Origin of the sequence: Allobosea sp. ASV33 (genome assembly GCF_016428755.1) — a bacterium.
GTDB lineage: Bacteria > Pseudomonadota > Alphaproteobacteria > Rhizobiales > Beijerinckiaceae > Allobosea.
Genome location: NZ_JAELTI010000101.1, coordinates 1 through 19,031 on the forward strand (window position 1 = coordinate 1; position 19,031 = coordinate 19,031).

The window sequence follows — 19,031 nt, forward strand, 5'->3', positions numbered from 1 at the left end:
GGTTCGAACTGCGCAAGGGCGAAAACCTCAAGTTCAAGCTGCCGGGCGAGGAGCCGGACACTGCGATCCCGATCCGCGGCCTCGGCGGCGACCTGCCGGTGCGCTTCGCGCCGCATGGCGGAGCCGTGCCGGGCGATCGCATCGTCGGCATCCTGACGCCGGGCGAGGGGGTGACGATCTACCCGATCCAGTCGCCGGCGCTTGCCGCCTTCGACAACGAGCCCGATCGCTGGCTCGATGTCCGCTGGGACCTCGACGACAAGGTGCCGCAGCGATTCCCCGCGCGCATCGCCCTGAAATCGATCAACGAGCCCGGCTCGCTCGCCCAGATCACCACGACGATCGCGGAGCATGACGGCAATATCGACTCCGTCTCGATGAACCGGCCGAACCAGGACTTCACCGACGTCACCATCGACCTCACGGTCTGGGACCTGAAGCATCTCTCGGCCATCATCAGCGAACTCCGCGAGAAGCGGGTGATCAGCCGGGTGGAGCGGGTGGTGGGGTAGTGCGCTGCAGGCGCCGTCATGCTCGGGCTTGACCCGAGCATCTCGGAAACCAGTGTGCTCTCGTCCTGAGATTCTCGGGTCGAAGCTCCGCTTCGCCCGATAATGACGCCCTGGGTCTACCCCCGGAACGCCGCCGCCAATTCCCGTACGAAAGCGCCCGCGCGCGGCGTCGCGACATTGCTCCTGAGCACGACCTGCGACCCGCCGAGCGAGGGCAGGCCCCATGCGGGTCCGATATCGATCGTGCCTGCCGGCGCGATCCGCGCGGCCAATGGCGAGACGCCGAGCCCGACCTGAATTGCGGCCGCGACCGCCGCCATCCCGCCGCCGACGAAGGCCTCGCGCCAGGCGATCCCCGCGCGGTCCAGCGTATCCATGCTGTGTCGGCGGAGGCGGCATTCGGCGACGAGGCTGACCAACGGCACCGGCGCATCGGGCTGCCGCACGAGGCCGGGCGCCGCGAACCAGCCGACCGCATCGTCGCGCAGGACCTCGCCGGTCCGCCCCGCCGCCAGCCGGCGGACGATCACGACGTCGAGCTCGCCGCGCTCGAACGCCTCTTCCAGCATCCGTGACGGTTCGATCCTGAGATTGATGACGATGCCGGGGTCATGGGCGGTGAGACGCGCCAGCACGGCCGGAACCTCGGCGCCGACCGCCTGCTCGCTGATGCCGACCGCGATATGCTCCGGCGTCACCGCAAAGGCTGCAAGCGCCTTGCCATGCGCCGCCAGCAACTCCCGCGCGGCCGGCAGGAAACGCTCGCCCTCTGCCGTCAGCCGCACCAGCCGGGGATGACGCTGCAGCAGCAGCCGGCCGAGCCCGTCTTCGAGCCGCTTAACCCGCGTGCTGACCAGCGATTGCGTCGTGCCGAGCGCTTCGGCGGCGCGGGTAAAGCTTTTCAGCTCGGCCGCTCGCAGGAAAGAGGCGACGGCGTCGATGTCCAAGGTGCTCATAAATCACAATACCATATCATTGTTATCATCATAGATGCAATTTTCAGATCATGAAAAACGGCCTATGGTGTTCTCCAACAGGCGCGGTTGCGCCCCGATACGGAGACAGACCATGCCCCTGATCAGGATTTCCATGCGCCGCGGCCGCCCGGCTTCCGAGCCGGCCGCCATCATCGACGGCGTCTACAAGGCGCTGCGGGAGACCTTCGAGGTGCCGGAGAAGGACCTCTTCGCCGTCATCCACCAGCACGATGCCGACGAGTTCGTCTTCGACGCCAATTATTTCGGCTTCAATCGCAGCGCAGGCCTCGTGATCATTCAGATTACCGTCGCCAACACCCGCGGCGTCACGCAGAAGAAGAAGCTCTACGCTGCGATCGCCGAGAACCTCGCCCGCGAGCCCGGCCTGAAACCGGACGACATCTTCATCAACCTCGTCGAGGTCAAGCGCGAGGACTGGTCCTTCGGCGGCGGCATCGCGCAATACGTCGCGTGACGCGTCCGTCGTCACCAACCGCGCCGTCATCCCGGACAAGCTGCGGAGCAGCGCCGATCCGGGATCCATCGTAGAGCGCTGAGCCTTCCGATGGATCCCGGCGCCCCGGCCGGGACGACGATGCGCGTGAAATTGCGGTGCCGCGCGTCACGCCCTAAACCCTCTCCTCATGGAATGGACTGACGAGGGCACGATCATCGGCCTCAAGGCTCATGGCGAAAGCGCCGTGATCCTGGAGGCGATGACGCGTGAGCACGGCCGCCATCTCGGCCTCGTCCGGGGCGGACGCTCGGCCAAGGCTCAGGCTTCGCTCCAGCCCGGTAACGCTGTCTCGCTGACCTGGCGCGCCCGGCTCGACGAGCATCTCGGCGAATACAAGGTCGAGCTGCTCACCTCCCATGCCGCCCGCCTGATCGCGGCGCCGGTCGCGCTCTACGGGCTCGGCACGATCGCCGGCCTGCTGCGTCTCCTGCCGGAGCGCGATCCCCATCCCGGCCTCTATGAGGGCCTTTCCGTCCTCGTCGCCCATCTCGACGAGGCCGAGATGGCGCCGGCTCTCGTCATCCGCTTCGAACTGGCGATGCTGACGGAGCTGGGCTTCGGGCTCGATCTCGCGCGATGCGCCGTTACCGGCTCGCCAGACGATCTCAGCCATGTCTCGCCCAAATCCGGCAAGGCCGTCAGCCGACCGGCTGCGCAACCCTATCTCGACCGCCTGCTGAAGCTGCCGTCCTTCCTGGTCGAAGGGCAGGGCGGGCGTCGGCCGTCCCCGGCGGATATCCTCTCGGGCTTCGCCCTGACCGGCTTCTTCCTGCGCCGCCATATCCTCGATCCGCGCGGCCTGCGCGAGCCGCCGGAGCGGGCGCGACTGGTCGAAATGGCCACACGGGCCGCAGCGAATGCGCTGCCCGGCGAATCATCCACCGCCTAAGCGCAAAAAGGCCGCCCCTGCGTTTGCGCGGGTGGCTTCGTACCTGCATTGTTCTGGCGGGCTGATTCGTGCTGTGCCATAGAGACCACGCGAATTTTGGACGAGACGAGGGCTGACGCAGCATGGGCAAACCGGTCGATCCGCCGCCGGAAGACGAGTCCGAGCGCATCGATCTGAAATCGGCGCTCGAAGAGCGCTATCTCGCCTATGCGCTCTCCACCATCATGCACCGCGCCCTGCCGGATGCGCGCGACGGCCTGAAGCCGGTCCACCGCCGCATCCTGCACGCCATGCGGTTGCTCAGGCTCGATCCGGGCCAGGTCCACAAGAAATGCGCCCGCATCGTCGGCGACGTCATCGGCAAGTTCCATCCGCATGGCGACCAGTCGGTCTACGACGCGCTGGTGCGCCTCGCGCAGGATTTCGCCCAGCGCTATCCGCTCGTCGACGGACAGGGCAATTTCGGCAATATCGACGGCGATAACGCCGCTGCCTACCGCTATACCGAAGCGCGCATGACCGAGGTCGCGCGCCTGCTCCTCGACGGGATCGACGAGGACGCGGTCGATTTTCGCGAGACCTATAACGGCGAGGACGAGGAGCCGGTCGTGCTCCCGGCCGCCTTCCCGAACCTGCTCGCCAACGGCTCGCAGGGCATCGCGGTCGGCATGGCGACGTCGATCCCGCCGCACAACGCGGCCGAGCTCTGCGACGCCGCGCTCTACCTGATCCAGCACCCGGAGACCTCCTCCGAACAGCTCATGACCTTCGTGCCGGGTCCGGATTTCCCGACCGGCGGCATCATCGTCGAGACCCGCGCTTCGATGGCGGAGACCTATCGCACCGGGCGCGGCGCCTTCCGCACCCGCGCGCGCTGGCATGTCGAGGACCAGGGCCGCGGCACCTGGCTCGCGGTGGTCACCGAGATCCCCTACATGGTCTCGAAGGGCCGGCTGATCGAGAAGATCGCCGAGCTCCTCAACGACAAGAAGCTGCCTCTGGTCGCCGATCTGCGCGATGAATCGGCCGAGGACATCCGCATCGTCATCGAGCCGCGCGCCCGCAATGTCGATCCCAACCTGATGATGGAATCGCTGTTCCGGCTCTCGGAGCTCGAAGCGCGCATTTCCATGAACATGAACGTGCTGACCGGCGGGCTGGTACCGCGCGTGCTCGGCCTTGCCGAGGCGCTGCGCGCCTGGCTCGACCATCGCCGCGAGGTCTTGCAGCGGCGTTCGCGCTTCCGCCTTGGCCAGATCGACAAGCGCCTCGAAATCCTGCGCGGCCTGCTGATCGTCTATCTCGACCTCGACCGGGTGATCAAAATCATCCGCGAGGAGGACGAGCCGAAGATCGAGCTGATGCGCTATTTCGAGCTGAGCGAGGTCCAGGCCAACGCGATCCTCGACACGCGCCTGCGGGCGCTGCGCAAGCTCGAGGAGATGCAGCTCAAGACCGAGCTCGACGAACTCACCAAGGAGAAGGAACAGGTCGAAGGCCTGCTCGCCTCCGAGGCGACGCAGTGGAAGACGATCGCCTGGGACATTCGCCAGGTGAAGAAGACCTTCGGCCCGGAAACGGCGATCGGCAAGCGCCGCACCGATTTCGCCGATATGCCCGAGACGACCGATATCGACCTGACCCAGGCCATGGTCGAGCGCGAGCCGGTCACGGTCGTGATCTCGAAGAAGGGCTGGATCAGGGCCTTGAAGGGCCATGTCCAGGACAAGTCGAGCTTCTCCTTCAAGGGCGACGACGCGCTCCAGACGGCCTTCTTCACCGAGACCACGGCGAAGGTTCTCGTGCTCGCCTCGAACGGCAAGGTCTTCACGCTGGATGCATCCAAGCTCCCCGGCGGGCGCGGTTTCGGCGATCCGATCCGCCTGATGATCGAGCTGGAGGAGACGGCCGAGATCGTCTCCGCCTTCCCCTACAAGCCCGCCTCGAAGCTCCTGATGGTGACGAGCGAGGGCAGGGGCTTCGTGGCGCCGGCCGACGATGTCGTCGCCAACACCCGCAAAGGGCGGCAGGTGCTCAATGTCGATGGCACGCATGTCGCGGTGCTGGCGGTGCCGGCCGATGGCGACCATGTCGCGATCATCGGCGAGAACCGCAAGCTGCTCTGCTTCCCGATCTCGGAAGTCGCGGAGATGGGGCGCGGCAAGGGCGTGCGCCTGCAGCGCTACAAGGATGGCGGCCTCTCGGACGCCAAGACCTTCAACCTCGCTGACGGCCTGACCTGGCTCGACACCTCCGGCCGGACCTGGACGGTGACGCAGGCCGATCTCCTGGAATGGCTCGGCCACCGCGCCGAAGCCGGCCGCCTGCCGCCCAAGGGCTTCCCGAAGAGCAACACGTTCGGGGGGTAAGGGGCTGGCACGCGCGTCGTGCTCGGGCTTGGCCCGAGCATCTCTTGACCAGCGCCCTCTCGGCAGGAGATTCTCGGGGCAAGCCCGAGAATGACGCCGGATCAAAGGCTTGCTGGCGAAACCGGAATCGATCCCGCAGCGGCCTGAATCAAACTCTCAGCGGATCTGCTGCCCTATGACGCTGGCTTCGAGGCCGATCGTGAGCTTGTCGGTGACGGCCCAGAGCACGCCCGCACGCGCCTCGGGCCGCACGGCGATATCGCTGCGGCTGAAGGGCGTGGAGAAATTGGTGGCGCCGTAGCGCCAGGTCTCGTTGGCCGCGCTCAACCCCGCGGAGGTGTAGAGCATGACGTCGGGCGTCACCAGCACGCCGGCCTGGACCCTGAAGGCGCCGGCGAGGTCGCGCGTGAAGGCGGCATTGCCGAAGCTCGGATAGCCGTAACCGCCGACCGCAGGCGCATAGTCGATCGCGCCGGCGATGCCGTAGACGAAATTGCCCTCGCGCCGCATCGTGCCGGCTTCAAGCCCGATCGTCGGGCCGGCGCTGGTGCGCATATGCTTGCCGCTGGTGACCTGGAAGCCGGAGGAGATCCGGGCATAGGACCCCTCCCATTTCGGCGAGAGGCTGGGGCTGTCCCAGGCGAAGGAAGGTAGCGGCGCGAAGCCGGACAGGGGCAGGAAGGCCTGTGCCTGCGCCGATGCCCCGGTGCCCATGAAAGCGGCGAGCGTCGCGGCGGAAAGAAGCGGAAGTCTCACGTCGAAAGCGTCCTCGCGACAGCGTGCCCCGTCGGAAGCTAGCATGGAGCAGGGCGAATGTCGCGGTTTTGTGGCGTCGCGTGCGGGCGCCGCTCAGGCGATCTTGGTCCTGAGCTTGAGGAAGCGCAGCGTCCGCTCCGCCGTCGCGAGATCGAGCTTCTCGTAGGCGTCGACATCGTCGTCGACATCGCGCGAGGAGAAGTAGAGGCGACGCGCCCGCAATTGCAGGATGGCGCGGAAGGCGGTGGAGCCGATGCCGAGCGAGCGGCATGCCACCGCGATGCCGCTGGAATCGCGCTGCATCAGGACGCGCAGCGCCTGTTCGATCGAGATGCCGGCGATCTCCGACAGCACCTGCGAGAGGTGGTAGGCGCGATCCTCGTCGGCCAGCATGACGAGCACATCGTCGACTTCGCGCACCTTGGCTGCGAGGTCGGAGAGCAGCAGCTTGACCTCAAGGCGCTGCTGGCGAGCCTGACGAGCGAGCGAGACGCTCGCTTCCGTGGCCGGCGCAGCGCTGCTGCCATCGGAGAACTGTTCGACGATGCGCAGTACGCGCTGAGCCCGGTTCGGCGCGAGATCGGAGCGACGGGCCAGCGCGTCGGTGATCGCCGCATCGCGCTCGCCGCGTTCGAGCAGCCGGTCGAAACCGCGATCCGAGAAGGCCGCACCCTCATTGGCGCTGACGGTGTGCAGCACCTTCTGATCGCCGCGCTCGACCAGGATGTCGGTGACGCTTTCGGACAGGCGCGCGCGCTCGGCGATGGCGACGAGATGCTGCTGCGACTGGCTGACCGCGATGGCGGCAAGATCGGTATCGGTCAGGACCGGCGAGAGCGACAGCACCAGCCGCGCGACCTCGGCATTGCCGTCGCCGCCGAGCGTGAGCGCGACGTTATGCGGCAGGGTCGGCATGGCGGCGACGCGATCGGCATAGCCCTTGCGGTCCTCGTCGCCGAGATGGCCGAGCGAACCGGCTGCGATCTCCCCGTAATGCTCCTTCACCGCCTCGGTCGGTTCATGGTCGAGCAGGAACAGGTCCGTGACGGCGTGCAGAAGCTGCCGGCGCGAATCCGACGACATCTCCGCCGGCATCCGGGTCAGGTTACGCAGCATGAGGGCCCCCACGGCAAAGCAATGGCGGCACTTTGCGCAGGGACGGCTTGATTTACTCTTAAGGCGACAGCGTTCTTTTCTGGACAACGGGGCGGTGACGCCCCGTTGTCCGGTCCGTGGGTAAGCCTGCTGCTCGGGTGAGGCAGGCTTCGCAATTTATGCACTCATAGGTTGCAATTTCGTTATCAAGAAGCCGTCGATGATCAGCATGGCGATGAGCGACGCTCCGACCAGCGGGAAGACGAGCCCGCCGACGGCAAGCAGGGCGACGACGACGCGAAGCGTCGCCTTCTCCGCCGGCAGCGGCGGCACGCCGAGCGACCCTTGCGGGCGGCGCTTCCACCACATCACCAGCGCCGAGACGCAGAGCAGGACGATGGCGAAGCAGGCGGTGAGCATAACGAGCTGGTTCGCCAGCCCGAATTCCTGGCCCATATGGACGTTGATGCCCCATTCCAGCGCTTTGCCGAGCGGGCCGTAATCGGCATAGCTCATGTCGATCAGGGGCTTGCCGCTATACTGGTCGAGATGGATGACGCGCTGGAGCGCCATGTCCTTGGGGTAGACCGAGCCGGTATAGACGCCGCCCGGGCCGCTCGGGAGATTGACCGCATAGCCCCGCGTGAGGCCCAGCCGGTCGAAGGTCGCGACGGCGGCATCGAGGCCGATCGACGGGCTTCCCGCGGCCTGCGAAACCGGCAGCTTCGCCTGTTCGAGCGACCACGTCGTCGGCGCGGCATGGGCGAGGTGTTCGTCCGACATCGGCACGGCGACGCGAACCCCGGCGGGGTAGCCGAAATTATGGCCGTTGGCCCATTGGTTGACTTTGTTGCCCCACAGCACCGACCACGGCATTCCGGTGATCGCCAGGAACAGGATGAAGCCGCCTGCGAGGAGCCCCGTCACCGCATGGAGATCGCGCCAGAACACGCGCTGGCGCGGCTTGCCCCTGACCGTGACCACGCCGCCGCTCTGCTTGCGCGGCCACCACAGATAGAGCCCCGTCAGCACGAGCAGGATCGCCCAGCCGCCGGCGATCTCGATCGTGCCATTCGCGATCGGTCCGAAATAGGCGAGGCTGTGGACCTGCCGGATCACCCACATCACCGTGCCCTTGTCCGGGATCTGGCCGAGCACGCGGGCATCGTAGGGATCGACATAGACCACCATCCGCGTTCCCGCCGCGTCGCGGACCGTGACCTCGGCGGAAGCGGTCGCGCTTTCGGGCGGGATGAATTTCACCGCCTGGCCGGGGAAGGCTTTGAGCGCCTGCGCCACGATCTCGCTGGGCGGCCGCTCGCCGGTCGTGCGGGCCTCGACCCGTTTCACGTCGCGATGGATCAGGCCGTCGATCTCGGCCCGGAAGAGGTAGAGCCCGCCGGTCACGGCCAGCAGGATGAGGAAGGGCAGGGTGATCAGCCCGGCGTAGAAATGCCAGCGCCAGACGGCGCGATAAAGGGATGCGGCTGGCCGGCCCGCGCGCTCGGGCGCGGCCGCTGCCGTTGAAACGATTGTCATCGGAGAATCCTGGTCTGAGCTGAAGAGGGAGAGGCTTCAGACCAGGGCGGGCGGAGCGCGGGCGCCGAGCGGATAGCCCGGTGCGGACGGAGACGAGACCTGTTCCGCCGGCAGGTTGCGGGCGAAAGAGCGGACCGGCTGGCGTTCGACGAAAATGGTGGCCGGCGATGGCGGCGGCAGCGCGATGGCCGCCGACAGGCAGAGCGTCGCGCAGCAATCAGGCAACTTCGCGCCGCCGCTGTCTGGCGCCGGATCGAACGGTGCCGTCTGGCCGGGTGCGCAGAGTGGGTGGACCAGGCCGGACGAAGGCAGCGCCGACAATCCGGCCGCAAGTGCGATCAGCGTCGTCTGCAGGACGAGGACATAGACGGCGACGAGCGTGATCACGCTCCTCCGCCAACTCATCTGTCCTCTCGCCCTTGTCATGGAACGACGCTTACCCAATCCGCTCGACTGGCGGAAGCGGCTTCGTGACGCGCCCTGACTTACGCCGGCAGGCAGGCCGGGCCGAGCGGCTCGAAGCTCTTATAGGTCAGGATGAATTCCTGATGGCCGAGCTCTTCCGATTTGGTGCGGCCGCCTTGGCCCAGCGAGACGACGAGGTCACGGATCTCGGTGCCGACCTCGTCGAGCCCGGCGCGGCCTTCGAGGATACGCCCGGCATCGACATCCATGTCCTCGGACATCCGGCGATAGGTCTCGGGATTGGCACAGATCTTCACCACGGGCGAGATCGCCGAGCCCACGACCGAGCCGCGCCCCGTCACGAACAGCACGCAATGCGCGCCGCAGGCGATCAATTCAGCGATCTCGGCATTGTCGTTGATATTGGGGAAACCGAAGCGGACCTCGCCATCCGGCACCACATCCAGCAGGTAGAGCCCGCCATGCGGCGGCACGTCGCCGGGCTTGATCAGGCCGGAGATCGGCGATGCCCCGGACTTGGCATACGCGCCCATCGATTTTTCCTCGATGGTCGAAAGTCCGCCCTCGGCATTGCCGGCGGCGAAGGAGCCATAGCCCAGAGTCGCATAATAGCGCGCCGCCTTGGCCACGGATTTCTCCAGCTCGATGCCGAGCTCTGACGTGATCGCGCGCGCCGCCATGATGTGCTCGCAGCCGATCAATTCGCCGGTCTCCTCGAAGATGCAGGCGGCGCCTTCCGCGATGAGCTGGTCGAAGGCGCGTCCCGCCGCAGGGTTTCCGGTGATGCCGGAGGTGCCATCCGAGCCGCCGCAGACCGTGCCGACCACGAGTTCGGAGACGGCCATCGGTACCGTCTCCTCCGCATCGAGCAGTTTGCGCTGTTCCTCCACCCAGGCGCGGCCCTCGCGGATCGAGGCGCGGGTGCCGCCGGTGCCCTGGATGATGATCGTCTTCACCGGCCGGCCGGAGGCGCGCACCGCCCGCTCCAGCGCGTATTTGTTGAAGCTCTCGCAGCCGAGCGAGACCAAGAGCACCGCCCCTACATTCGGATGGGTGCAGAGCTGCTCCATCATCCGCTCGGCATAGGGGTTGGGATAGCAGCCGGGAAAGCCGATGGCGTGGACGCCTTCCTCGCGCCAGGGCAGGGCGATCTCAACAGCGACATGGTGGGCGCATTCGACGAGATAGGCGACCGCGACGGTGTTGCGAATGCCCTTGCGCCCGTCGGACCGGAGATAGCCGCGCATCGTGCTCATGCCGAGGCTCCCGCCTTGCGTTCGTCTTCGAGATGATAGGTCGGCGTGTAGTCGCTGCGCATATTGTGGACATGGACATGCGCGGCGGGTGCGATCGCCTCGGTCGCGACGCCGATCGGCGCGCCGTATTTCAGGATCTTCTCGCCGGCGGCGATGGCGCGCCGCGCGACCTTGTGGGCGAGCGCGATGTCGCGGTCCAGCGTGGCTGGGCCGGCGCCGGTCTCGATCGTCTCGCCGGCTTTGAGCCGAACCCGCGCGACGAGGACATTGTCGCGCGGATCGAGCAGGATGAGGCGCGGATCGTGGGTCATGAGGAGCCGCCCTTCGATGGAGGGATCGCGTCAGAACTTGCCGTACTGGAGATAGGCCTTCTGCGGATCGGTGCCGGCGAGGATCGCGGTGCGGACCTTGTTCTCGGCGGTGATCGAGGTCTCGGACTTCTCCAAAACCTCCTCGATGATCTCGGCGGGGATGCGGACGACGCCGTCGCGATCGGCCAGGATATAGTCGCCGGGCCGGATCCAGACCTCGCCGATCTTGATGGGCTCGTCGACCGCCTTGGGCAGCCAGGCGCCGACGATGTCGCGCGGCGTATAGGCCTTGAAATAGGCCTGGAAGCCCATCTCGACCATGAACTCGGTGTCGCGCGAGAGCCCGTCGATGACGCAGCCGCGCACGCCCTTGTTCTTCAGGGTCTCGGCCGAGAGCTCGCCCATCAGCGCGATCTCGTTGGTGTTCGGCTGGCAGACCCAGACATGGCCGGGCTTGGCGGCCGAAAGCAGGCCGGTCCAGCCCAGCAGCGTTTCATGCGCGTCGAATTCACCGGTCTTGCCCTCGACGGTGAAGGCTGGCCCTGCCAGCTTCTGGCCGGGCAGGAGCGGGCGCAGTTCCGGCGGCAGGACGAAATCCGTCAGGCCCATCGCCCGCATCGTATCGTGGATGATGCCGGTGTAGCAGCGCTCCAGCCTGTCGGTCAGTTCCTGGCTCATCGTTCCTCCGCTTCGGTCCCTGTCGCGCGCATAGGCTGCGGGCCGTTGCCGCCAGAGTGTCGGGAGGAACGATGTGCGGCAAGCGCATTTTCTGCGCGTCGCTGATGCGTTTCAATCGGTTGAAACGTTCCGCTCCACGCGGTCCCAGCCCTGCGGCGTCAGGCGCTCCTGCGGCAGGAAACGCGCCTTGTAGGCCATCTTCGGCGAACCATCGACCCAGTAGCCGAGATAGACGTAAGGCAGGCCGAGGCGCCGCGCCCGCGCGACATGGTCGAGCACCATGAAGGTGCCGAGCGAGCGCAATTCCAGGCCGGGATCGTAGACCGAATAGACCATGGAGAGCCCGTCCTTGAGCGTATCGGTCAGCGCCATCGCGAAGAGATCGCCTTCGCCCCGCCCGGTGAAGCCGGAATCCGGGCCGCGGCGGCGATACTCGATGAGGCTGGTCTCGACATGGGTGTCCTCGACCATCATGGCGAAATCGAGCGCCGACATCGTCGCCATGCCGCCATCCGGGTGGCGTTCGTCGAGATAGGAGCGGAACAGGGAATAATGCTCGGAACGCGGCCGCGGCGGCAGGGCCTCGCCGATCAGGTCGCTGTTGCGCGCGAGCACGCGCCGGAAGCCCCGCGACATCCGGAAATCGTCGACGCAGACACGGACCGAGACGCAGGCGCGGCAAACTTCACAAGCCGGCCGGTAGGCGATGCTTTGCGAGCGCCGGAAGCCGCCTTGCGAGAGCACGTCGTTGAGCTCGCGCGCCCGCGAACCCACGAGATGCGTGAACACCTTCCGCTCCTCGCGCCCTGGCAGATAGGGGCACGCGGTCGGCGAGGTCAGGTAGAATTGCGGGGCATCCCGCAATGGGCGCGTCACGTCGGCTGGCTCCCCGGAAGCTTCCGACTCTCAATGTAACATCGGCCGCACCGGCAACAAGCACGGCGCGGCCGATCAGAGGGGGATGAGCGGGTTTTCGACCTGGCCCGACCGGTCAGGCGCGAACGACCACCAGCCCCGTCAGCAGGTCGTGGCCCATGCGCCGGTCCTCGCGGGCGAACCCGCAGGCAACATCGACGAGCCACAGCAGGAAAGTGCCCGCCGCGACATAGAACAGCAGCGCATGCACCGCGGCAGCCAGCCCTTCGGGCCGCCCGCCGGTCGCGGTCTCGACCTTCAGGCCGGCGACGCGCATGCCCCAGGTCGACTGCTTGCGCCCACCGATCGTCAGCGCGGCATAGCCCAGCGCGGTCGCGACCGTCGCGATCGGGATCAGCAGCCAGGTCGCGCCGAAGGTGACGACGCCGAGCACGCCCAGCAGGAACACGACCAGCCAGCCCAAAAAGAACAGCACGACGATGTCGACGAGCCAGGCGAACAGCCGCCCGCCGAGAACGCCGCTGACGTTCTGGTAGGGACGCGGCTCCAGTGCCGTGATCGGCGGCTGGCCATAACGGGTATCGCTCATCGGGACTTCGATCCTCCATCGGCGCGCGGAAACTGGCGCCGGGAGATAATGTTTGGCGTCGTCGTCGATTTTCAAGGATCATCCGACGCATCACTTGAGGAGCGGGCGCCGGGCGGGCTCCGCGCTTGGAGGCTTCAGGACGGGAGGTCGGATCGTCATTCCGTTCTTGCCTCTAGAAAAAACGTTGACTGAATGATGCCGCAAGAGAAAATTCAAGTATCGGTGGATCGAGGGGTGCTTATGCGCGTTGGCCAACGAGCTTTTATCGGATTCTCTCTCGCTCTGATTTCAATGACCTCGTCGAAGGGAGAAGAGCGCTATCCTTTTCGCCTTCCAGATTGGCTTTGGGCAGATGACGAGCGCTACAAGGATCTGATCGGGGACGATGAGAGGCGCGAGATTTTCTCGGTACTGAAAGAAGCGTCCGAGGCCCGGAAAGCAGACAATCAAACGTTGGCGGATAAGAAGGAGGATGAGGCGCGTCGATTGATCCATAGCCAGATCGCCCGTCGGGACCTAGTCAGATCAGCTCCGTTGCTTCGAGCAGGAGGTTTTGCGATCGCTCTGCATCTCGATCCCGAATTTTCGAGCGAGATGCAGCCTGTTTTGACGAAAGCCGCCGAAATCTTTGTAAATCTGGCGGTGCGTCGAGAGGTCGTTGAGACCGCGCTGGCCGAGTCTTCTGATCGCCCGGAGCCCTGGCCGGAGCGGATGGTGGAGGGCAAGGTCAACCCGCTCTACCGGAATCGGCTGCAAAGCATCGTGAAGCCCGAAAGCGCGGATGGCTTCATCGCCGAGATGACGTCCGTGATGAAGCTCACGCCTCCCGAATTGCCGTTGCTCATTATTTCATCTTATTCGGGAAATGTCTGGTGGGGCGGTGGAATCTATGATGCCTACCGTGCGTCGGAGTTTCATCTGAAGCGCTTGGGGTCGCAGGGGTTTTTATATATTCGATTGAATCGTGATCGGATGACGCAGGATAGCCTGCGGCAGAAGGACCCGGCCTTCTGGGCATCTAAGATTGCCCACGAAATACTGCACAATCTCGGCTACTGGCACCCGAATTACGCTGATCCGGCTGAGCGCGACCGCCTCAGCCGGGGAAGCAAGCCGTTCATCGTTGCTTATGAAGAGCGGATATTGAAGGCGGCCGAAGAGTCCAGATAGGCTGGAGTACGCGACCGCGGATGTCTTCAGGGTGCCGGTATGGCAATCGCCCGGTCAGCGGGCCGGTTCCGCAAGACCGCGCGGCAGAATCCGTCGCGGCGCGAAGCCATTCTTGGCGAGCGCGTCCTCGATGGCGCGCGAATGCGCCGCCCCGCGCGTCTCCACGGTGACGTCGAGCGTGACGCCCTTGGCGGGCACGTCGAGGAAGAGCCGGCCATGGCTGACCTCGAGGATATTGGCGCCTTCCTCGCCGAGCAGGCTCGCGATCCGGCCGAGCAGGCCCGGCCGGTCGCTGGTGGTGAGGCGGAAGGCGACGATGCGGTCGTCGCGCTCCAGCTCGCGCACCATGATCGCGGCGAGCAGGCGCGTATCGATATTGCCGCCGCTGAGCACGAGCCCGACCTTGCGGCCGGCATAGCGCTCCGGCTCCTTCAGCATCGCGGCGAGGCCGGTCGCGCCCGCACCTTCCGCGAGGCTGTGCTGGAGGCTGGCATAGGCGTTGACGGCGCGCTCGATCAGGTCCTCGCCGACGAGCACGATGTCGCTGACGAGGGCCAAGATCACCGGCAGCGTCAATTGGCCGACGGTCTTGACCGCGATTCCCTCGGCCAGCGTCGGCCCGCCGATCGGCCTGTCCTGCTGGTGCACGGCGTTGAAGAAGGAGGGGTACAGCGCGGCTTCGACGCCGATCAATTCGATGCCCGGCTTGATCGCCTTGGCCGCGACGGCGTTGCCGGCCATCAACCCGCCGCCGCCGAGCGGAATGATCAGCATGTCGAGATCGGGGGCCTCGGCCAGCATCTCGCGCGCGAGCGTGCCTTGCCCGGCCATCACGGCAGCGTCGTCATAGGGGTGGACGAAGGTCAGTTTTTCGACGCCGGCGAGTTCATGCGCCCTCTGGCTCGCTTCCGAAAGCGTCTCGCCATGCAGCACGACGCGTGCGCCATGGGCGCGGGTATTCTCGACCTTCACCAGCGGGGTCGTTTCCGGCATCACGATCGTCGCCGGGATGGCGAAGCGCTTGGCGTGATAGGCGACAGCCTGGGCATGGTTGCCGGCCGACATCGCGACGACGCCGCGCGCGCGTTCGACCTCGCTGAGCGTCAGCAGCTTGTTGACCGCGCCGCGCTCCTTGAACGACGCGGTCGCCTGCATGTTCTCGTGCTTCACCAGCACGGTTGCGCCCGTCAGTTCGGACAGGCGCGGCGCCGGCACCAGCGGCGTGCGCAGCACATGCCCAGCGATCCGCCCGGCCGCGGCGTCGATATCCTCGGGGGTGATCGCGAAGCTCTCGCTCATGCTCGGGTCTCGATTCCGTCGGCAGGCGAAGGAGAGGGCATCACACGCGCCGCGGCGTCAATTCGCCGTCGCCGAAAAAGCCGCCGGGGCGCCAGATCAGCACGATGGCCAGCAACGAATAGACCGCGAGGTCGCGCTGCTCGATCGGCAGCGTCGCCGACCAGACGGTCTCGAAGATCGCGATGAAGAGGCCGCCCAGCGCAGCCCCGCTGACCGAGCCGATGCCGCCGAGGATCGCCGCGACCAGCGCCTTCAGGCCGAGCGAGAAACCGCCCGCGAAGCCCATGCCGCCATAGATCGCGGTGACGATGACGCCGGCGACGCCGCAGCAGGCGCAGGCGATGATGACGGCGACGTCATGGACGGCGCGGGCATCGACGCCGAACAGCGCGGCGGTCTTCGCATCGTCCGAGACCGCCCGCCAGGCGCGGCCATAGGCCGTGCGGCGGATCAGCAGGACGACGCCGAGCGTCGCAGCAAGCCCGATCATGGCGAGGGCCAGCGCAAGCGGATTCAGCGTGACCACGAAATCGCCGGCATGGGCCAATGCGACCGGCGCGTTGAAGAAGGGCGGCAGCCAGCGCAATTCCGGCCCCTGCGCCAACCGGAGATATTCCGACATCGCGATGGCGAGCCCGATCGTGGCGATCAGCATCTGCTGGCCGGTCGCGCGTTCGAGATGGCGCAGCACGAAGCGGCCCATCGCGAAGCCGTGCAGGGCGCAGACCGCGATCGCGACGACGAAGGCGACGACAAGGCCCGAGATGGGTGTTGAAACCGAAAGCGAGAGCAGCAGCGCCACGCCGACGACGGAAGCCAGCGCGCCCAGCGCCGCGAATTCGCCGAAGCTCAGGATGATCCGCCCGGTCAGGCCGTAGACGAGGGCATAGGCCGCCGCGAGCATGCCGTAGATCGCGGCCGAGGGCAGCGCGCTCAGGCCCTGCTGCAATCCGTAGGCGAGGCCGGCCGGAATCGCCGGCAGGGTCTCGGCCGAGGGGTCGGCCGGATCGGGCGGCGGCGAGGCGCGGTCCTCCAGATAGAAGCGGCGCAGCAGGTAGAAGCTCGCATCGCCCATCGGCCGCCCGTCCGAGGCGATGCCGATCAGCGCGCCGCGGCTGGGCCCGCTGCCCTCGCCGGCGAACAGGCAGTCGATGCTGCGATGGCGCGACAACCCGTCGCCGAGCTGGACCCGGTAGAGCAGCCTCAGCGTCCGCGCCACCGGTCCCTTGGTGGTGCGCTCGATCTCGATATGAGCGTTCGGCGGGTTGAGCGGCGGGATCGCCTGCCGGCAGAGCCGGGTCTGGTCGGTGTCGAAATCGGCGCCGCAGCCCGTGAGGGCGAGCGTGACGACGACCAGAATCGACAGGAGGAACGGGCGCATGCGAGCACGACGGTAGCGCGCCACGGCCCACGGTGTCATCCCGTGCGCGGTGCAGCGCATAGCGGTGCGCAGCAGACAGGGACCGCGCGACGAGAAGGCGCCTTTTCCTGCAAATAGTCCCGCATCTGCGCAGCAGCACTGACGTGCCGCAGCGCGTGCGGATGACACCCTTGGTTTGCCTACGCGCCGGCCTTCAGCTTCTTCGCCACGCGCGGCGCGAAATAGGTGAGCACGCCATCGGCGCCCGCGCGCTTGAACGCCAGCAGGCTCTCCAGCATCGCCTTGTCGCCGTCGAGCCAGCCGTTATTCGCCGCCGCCATGATCATCGCGTACTCGCCGGAGACCTGATAGGCGAAGGTCGGCACACGGAAATGGTCCTTCACCCGCGCCACCACGTCGAGATAGGGCAGGCCGGGCTTGATCATGACCATGTCGGCGCCCTCTTCAAGATCGAGCATCACTTCCGCGATCGCCTCGTCGGAATTGGCCGGATCCATCTGATAGGTGCGCTTGTCGCCGACGAGCGTGGCATTGGTGCCGATCGCGTCGCGGAACGGGCCGTAGAAGGCCGAGGCGTATTTCGCCGCATAGGCCATGATCTGCACGTCTTCATGGCCATCGCGGTCGAGCGCCGCCCGGATCGCGCCGACGCGCCCGTCCATCATGTCGGAGGGGGCGATCACGTCGGCCCCGGCATCGGCAAGCGCCAGCGCCTGCCCGACGAGAATCTGGACGCTCGCGTCGTTGAGGACGCGCTCGCCCTCCATCACGCCGTCATGGCCATGCGAGGTGTAGGGGTCGAGCGCCGCGTCGCAGATGATGCCGATCCCCGGCACCTCGCGCTTGATCGCGCGCACGGCGCGGCACATCAGGTTGCCAGTGTTGAGCGCCTCGGAACCGGTCGGATCGCGCAGGGCCTTGTCCACATAGGGGAAGGGCGCGATCGCGGGGATGCCGAGCGCGGCGGCTTCCGCCGCCCGGCGCACGGCCTCGTCGATATTGAGCCGGTCGACGCCGGGCATCCATTCGACCGGCGAACTGGCCTCGTGCGAATCCATCAGGAAGATCGGCCAGATCAGGTCGTCGGTCGTAAGCCGCGATTCCCGCACCAGCCGGCGCGACCAATCCGCCTTGCGGTTGCGGCGCATGCGGCGCGTCAGGCCGAGAGACGGCGCCTCGTCATGGCGGGATTTCGGGGTCGGGAAAGGCCGCACGACCGGGGATTCCATGGCAACTGCCTCAAGCGGTGAACTGCACAGGCGCGGCTTTCGTCATGCGGGCGAAACCGGCCGAAGGCTTCTTTATCACATCGGAACGATTCCAAAACAGGGCGCATGGTCGCAATTGCGTGGGCGTTGCTGCGGGGGCGCTTTCGGCCCCTTGCAGATATAGCGCAATGGCCCTTTCATGCCGGAATGATCGGCGACCAAATCCCGCACATCTACGATGAAGTTCCCGGCGGACCAGATCTGCTCCGTTGGTTCGGGCGGGTCCCGAGTTTCCATGATGCAGAGATCATTGGCCTCGACCTGCGTCGGTCCGGGAAGAGCTTTCTTCGGGTTCACGGCTGGGTGGGAACAGAGCACGTGGATGAGAATGGCTACATCGTTCTTGATAAAGACGCTGTCGTAACCTTCGCTCTAGAAGAGATCATGGACCTGCAACTGGACGGCTTCAGCCACCAGAACGTTATCTTCGGCCTGAAATTGCAGCGTGCGACAGATCGCGGCCGATCTAGCTATTATGCGCTGCCGCAGTCGCCTGAAGATATTGAGATCGAGCTTGAGCCCTGCTTCGGCCTCGACGGTGTAATCCGTGCCAAGCGCGTGTCCATCTCGTTTGAACCCGGCGTTCCTGATGAACCTTCGATGGATCGAAACGGCAGATAACAACCCAAGCCGATCTCCACACCCACACGCCCCCCGCGTTGACAAGCCATGCCTCGCCTTCCAGAACCGCTGCCCACGGAGGCCGGACTGGACCATGACTCAGGATCGCGAGATCATCTGCGAGATTCGCGGCGCTGCCGGCGTCGTGGTGCTCAACCGGCCGAAGGCGCTCAACGCGTTGAGCCTCGGCATGGTCCGCGAGCTTGCCCGTGCACTGGACGCCTGGGAGAACGACCCGCAGGTCACGCGCGTCGTCGTCGTCAGCACAAGCGAGAAGGCCTTTTCGGCGGGCGGCGACATCCGCTGGCTGCATGATTGCGGCAAGGCCGGCCGCCACGACGAGATGCTTGCCTTCTGGGGCGAGGAATACATCCTCAATCACCGCATCAAGACCTATCCCAAGCCCTATGTCGCGCTGATCGACGGCATCGTCATGGGTGGCGGCGTCGGCATCTCCCTGCATGGCAGCCACCGCATCGCCGGCGACCGCTATCTCTTCGCC

At 66.3% G+C, this 19,031-nt stretch carries 20 protein-coding genes; 7 read left to right on the forward strand and 13 right to left on the reverse strand.

From position 1 onward, the window contains the following. Window positions 1-512 (forward strand): RelA/SpoT AH/RIS domain-containing protein (locus JHD80_RS22495; RefSeq protein WP_199091998.1); only part of this gene is annotated, 512 nt, incomplete at its 5' end. Between the two features lie 116 nt (window positions 513-628). Here the strand turns inward: JHD80_RS22495 and JHD80_RS22500 are convergent. Beyond that, window positions 629-1,468: a LysR family transcriptional regulator gene (locus JHD80_RS22500; RefSeq protein WP_199092000.1), complete on the reverse strand. Its 840-nt coding sequence runs from the start codon at window positions 1,466-1,468 to the stop codon at window positions 629-631. Window positions 1,469-1,580: 112 nt separating this feature from the next. Here JHD80_RS22500 and JHD80_RS22505 point away from each other — a divergent pair, with 112 nt between their 5' ends. The 3 genes from JHD80_RS22505 to parC all read left to right on the forward strand — a co-directional run bounded on the left by JHD80_RS22505 (window position 1,581) and on the right by parC (window position 5,264). Next, window positions 1,581-1,964, forward strand: coding sequence for a tautomerase family protein (locus JHD80_RS22505; protein ID WP_199092002.1), 384 nt, complete (start codon window positions 1,581-1,583; stop codon window positions 1,962-1,964). Between the two features lie 169 nt (window positions 1,965-2,133). Beyond that, complete coding sequence (gene recO / locus JHD80_RS22510; protein WP_199092004.1) at window positions 2,134-2,895, forward strand: DNA repair protein RecO; 762 nt, start codon at window positions 2,134-2,136, stop codon at window positions 2,893-2,895. Window positions 2,896-3,017: 122 nt separating this feature from the next. Continuing rightward, on the forward strand, window positions 3,018-5,264 hold the full coding sequence (gene parC / locus JHD80_RS22515) for a DNA topoisomerase IV subunit A (protein WP_199092006.1): 2,247 nt from the start codon (window positions 3,018-3,020) through the stop codon (window positions 5,262-5,264). A gap of 156 nt (window positions 5,265-5,420) precedes the next feature. Here parC and JHD80_RS22520 read toward each other — a convergent pair whose 3' ends face one another. The 9 genes from JHD80_RS22520 to JHD80_RS22560 all read right to left on the reverse strand — a co-directional run bounded on the left by JHD80_RS22520 (window position 5,421) and on the right by JHD80_RS22560 (window position 12,790). Further along, window positions 5,421-6,020 (reverse strand): outer membrane protein, encoded by a 600-nt coding sequence (locus JHD80_RS22520; protein WP_199092008.1) that lies wholly within the window; start codon window positions 6,018-6,020, stop codon window positions 5,421-5,423. A 93-nt stretch (window positions 6,021-6,113) separates the two neighbouring features. After that, window positions 6,114-7,136 carry a DUF2336 domain-containing protein gene (locus JHD80_RS22525; protein WP_199092010.1) on the reverse strand — a complete coding sequence of 341 codons (1,023 nt, stop codon included), beginning with the start codon at window positions 7,134-7,136 and terminating at the stop codon, window positions 6,114-6,116. A gap of 156 nt (window positions 7,137-7,292) precedes the next feature. After that, complete coding sequence (locus JHD80_RS22530) at window positions 7,293-8,654, reverse strand: PepSY-associated TM helix domain-containing protein (RefSeq protein WP_199092012.1); 1,362 nt, start codon at window positions 8,652-8,654, stop codon at window positions 7,293-7,295. 36 nt (window positions 8,655-8,690) lie between these two features. Continuing rightward, window positions 8,691-9,041 (reverse strand): hypothetical protein, encoded by a 351-nt coding sequence (locus JHD80_RS22535; protein WP_199092014.1) that lies wholly within the window; start codon window positions 9,039-9,041, stop codon window positions 8,691-8,693. 98 nt (window positions 9,042-9,139) lie between these two features. Further along, on the reverse strand, window positions 9,140-10,336 hold the full coding sequence (locus tag JHD80_RS22540; protein ID WP_248311728.1) for a UxaA family hydrolase: 1,197 nt from the start codon (window positions 10,334-10,336) through the stop codon (window positions 9,140-9,142). Continuing rightward, entirely contained in the window at window positions 10,333-10,647 is a 315-nt protein-coding gene (locus JHD80_RS22545; protein ID WP_199092016.1) for a UxaA family hydrolase, read from the reverse strand. Before JHD80_RS22545 ends, JHD80_RS22540 begins: the two co-directional genes overlap by 4 nt. Window positions 10,648-10,677: 30 nt before the next feature. Beyond that, window positions 10,678-11,325 carry an RraA family protein gene (locus JHD80_RS22550; protein WP_199092018.1) on the reverse strand — a complete coding sequence of 216 codons (648 nt, stop codon included), beginning with the start codon at window positions 11,323-11,325 and terminating at the stop codon, window positions 10,678-10,680. A gap of 111 nt (window positions 11,326-11,436) precedes the next feature. Then, window positions 11,437-12,201, reverse strand: a complete 765-nt coding sequence (locus tag JHD80_RS22555) for an arginyltransferase (RefSeq protein WP_199092020.1) — start codon at window positions 12,199-12,201, stop codon at window positions 11,437-11,439. Window positions 12,202-12,316: 115 nt separating this feature from the next. Further along, window positions 12,317-12,790, reverse strand: coding sequence for an RDD family protein (locus JHD80_RS22560; RefSeq protein WP_199092022.1), 474 nt, complete (start codon window positions 12,788-12,790; stop codon window positions 12,317-12,319). A gap of 192 nt (window positions 12,791-12,982) precedes the next feature. On the opposite strand from JHD80_RS22560, the gene JHD80_RS22565 reads away from it, so the two are divergent. Then, window positions 12,983-13,960: a hypothetical protein gene (locus tag JHD80_RS22565; protein ID WP_199092024.1), complete on the forward strand. Its 978-nt coding sequence runs from the start codon at window positions 12,983-12,985 to the stop codon at window positions 13,958-13,960. Window positions 13,961-14,014: 54 nt separating this feature from the next. On the opposite strand, the gene JHD80_RS22570 is transcribed toward JHD80_RS22565, so the two are convergent. The 3 genes from JHD80_RS22570 to hemB form a co-directional block, all read right to left on the reverse strand. Beyond that, on the reverse strand, window positions 14,015-15,259 hold the full coding sequence (locus tag JHD80_RS22570; RefSeq protein WP_199092027.1) for a threonine ammonia-lyase: 1,245 nt from the start codon (window positions 15,257-15,259) through the stop codon (window positions 14,015-14,017). 40 nt (window positions 15,260-15,299) lie between these two features. Then, window positions 15,300-16,640, reverse strand: coding sequence for a branched-chain amino acid ABC transporter permease (locus JHD80_RS22575; RefSeq protein ID WP_199092029.1), 1,341 nt, complete (start codon window positions 16,638-16,640; stop codon window positions 15,300-15,302). A 179-nt stretch (window positions 16,641-16,819) separates the two neighbouring features. Beyond that, the gene (hemB, locus tag JHD80_RS22580) at window positions 16,820-17,869 is read right to left on the reverse strand and encodes a porphobilinogen synthase (protein WP_199092031.1); all 1,050 of its coding nucleotides are present in this window, start codon (window positions 17,867-17,869) and stop codon (window positions 16,820-16,822) included. 105 nt (window positions 17,870-17,974) lie between these two features. Here hemB and JHD80_RS22585 point away from each other — a divergent pair, with 105 nt between their 5' ends. Both JHD80_RS22585 and JHD80_RS22590 read left to right on the forward strand, forming a co-directional pair. Continuing rightward, window positions 17,975-18,529 carry a hypothetical protein gene (locus tag JHD80_RS22585; RefSeq protein WP_349237328.1) on the forward strand — a complete coding sequence of 185 codons (555 nt, stop codon included), beginning with the start codon at window positions 17,975-17,977 and terminating at the stop codon, window positions 18,527-18,529. A 94-nt stretch (window positions 18,530-18,623) separates the two neighbouring features. Continuing rightward, window positions 18,624-19,031: enoyl-CoA hydratase/isomerase family protein (locus JHD80_RS22590; protein ID WP_199092033.1), on the forward strand; the 408-nt coding region annotated here is incomplete at its 3' end.

Bases quoted from the DNA above. Each gene is read 5' to 3' on its own strand.
- JHD80_RS22570 (WP_199092027.1), bottom strand. From the start codon at position 15,259: ATGAGCGAGAGCTTCGCGATCACCCCCGAGGATATCGACGCCGCGGCC.
- JHD80_RS22560 (WP_199092022.1), bottom strand. From the start codon at position 12,790: ATGAGCGATACCCGTTATGGCCAGCCGCCGATCACGGCACTGGAGCCG.
- JHD80_RS22530 (WP_199092012.1), bottom strand. From the start codon at position 8,654: ATGACAATCGTTTCAACGGCAGCGGCCGCGCCCGAGCGCGCGGGCCGG.
- JHD80_RS22545 (WP_199092016.1), bottom strand. From the start codon at position 10,647: ATGACCCACGATCCGCGCCTCATCCTGCTCGATCCGCGCGACAATGTC.
- JHD80_RS22565 (WP_199092024.1), top strand. From the start codon at position 12,983: ATGATGCCGCAAGAGAAAATTCAAGTATCGGTGGATCGAGGGGTGCTT.
- parC (WP_199092006.1), top strand. From the start codon at position 3,018: ATGGGCAAACCGGTCGATCCGCCGCCGGAAGACGAGTCCGAGCGCATC.
- JHD80_RS22525 (WP_199092010.1), bottom strand. From the start codon at position 7,136: ATGCTGCGTAACCTGACCCGGATGCCGGCGGAGATGTCGTCGGATTCG.
- JHD80_RS22540 (WP_248311728.1), bottom strand. From the start codon at position 10,336: ATGAGCACGATGCGCGGCTATCTCCGGTCCGACGGGCGCAAGGGCATT.
- JHD80_RS22575 (WP_199092029.1), bottom strand. From the start codon at position 16,640: ATGCGCCCGTTCCTCCTGTCGATTCTGGTCGTCGTCACGCTCGCCCTC.
- JHD80_RS22550 (WP_199092018.1), bottom strand. From the start codon at position 11,325: ATGAGCCAGGAACTGACCGACAGGCTGGAGCGCTGCTACACCGGCATC.
- JHD80_RS22505 (WP_199092002.1), top strand. From the start codon at position 1,581: ATGCCCCTGATCAGGATTTCCATGCGCCGCGGCCGCCCGGCTTCCGAG.
- JHD80_RS22585 (WP_349237328.1), top strand. From the start codon at position 17,975: ATGGTCGCAATTGCGTGGGCGTTGCTGCGGGGGCGCTTTCGGCCCCTT.
- hemB (WP_199092031.1), bottom strand. From the start codon at position 17,869: ATGGAATCCCCGGTCGTGCGGCCTTTCCCGACCCCGAAATCCCGCCAT.
- recO (WP_199092004.1), top strand. From the start codon at position 2,134: ATGGAATGGACTGACGAGGGCACGATCATCGGCCTCAAGGCTCATGGC.
- JHD80_RS22500 (WP_199092000.1), bottom strand. From the start codon at position 1,468: ATGAGCACCTTGGACATCGACGCCGTCGCCTCTTTCCTGCGAGCGGCC.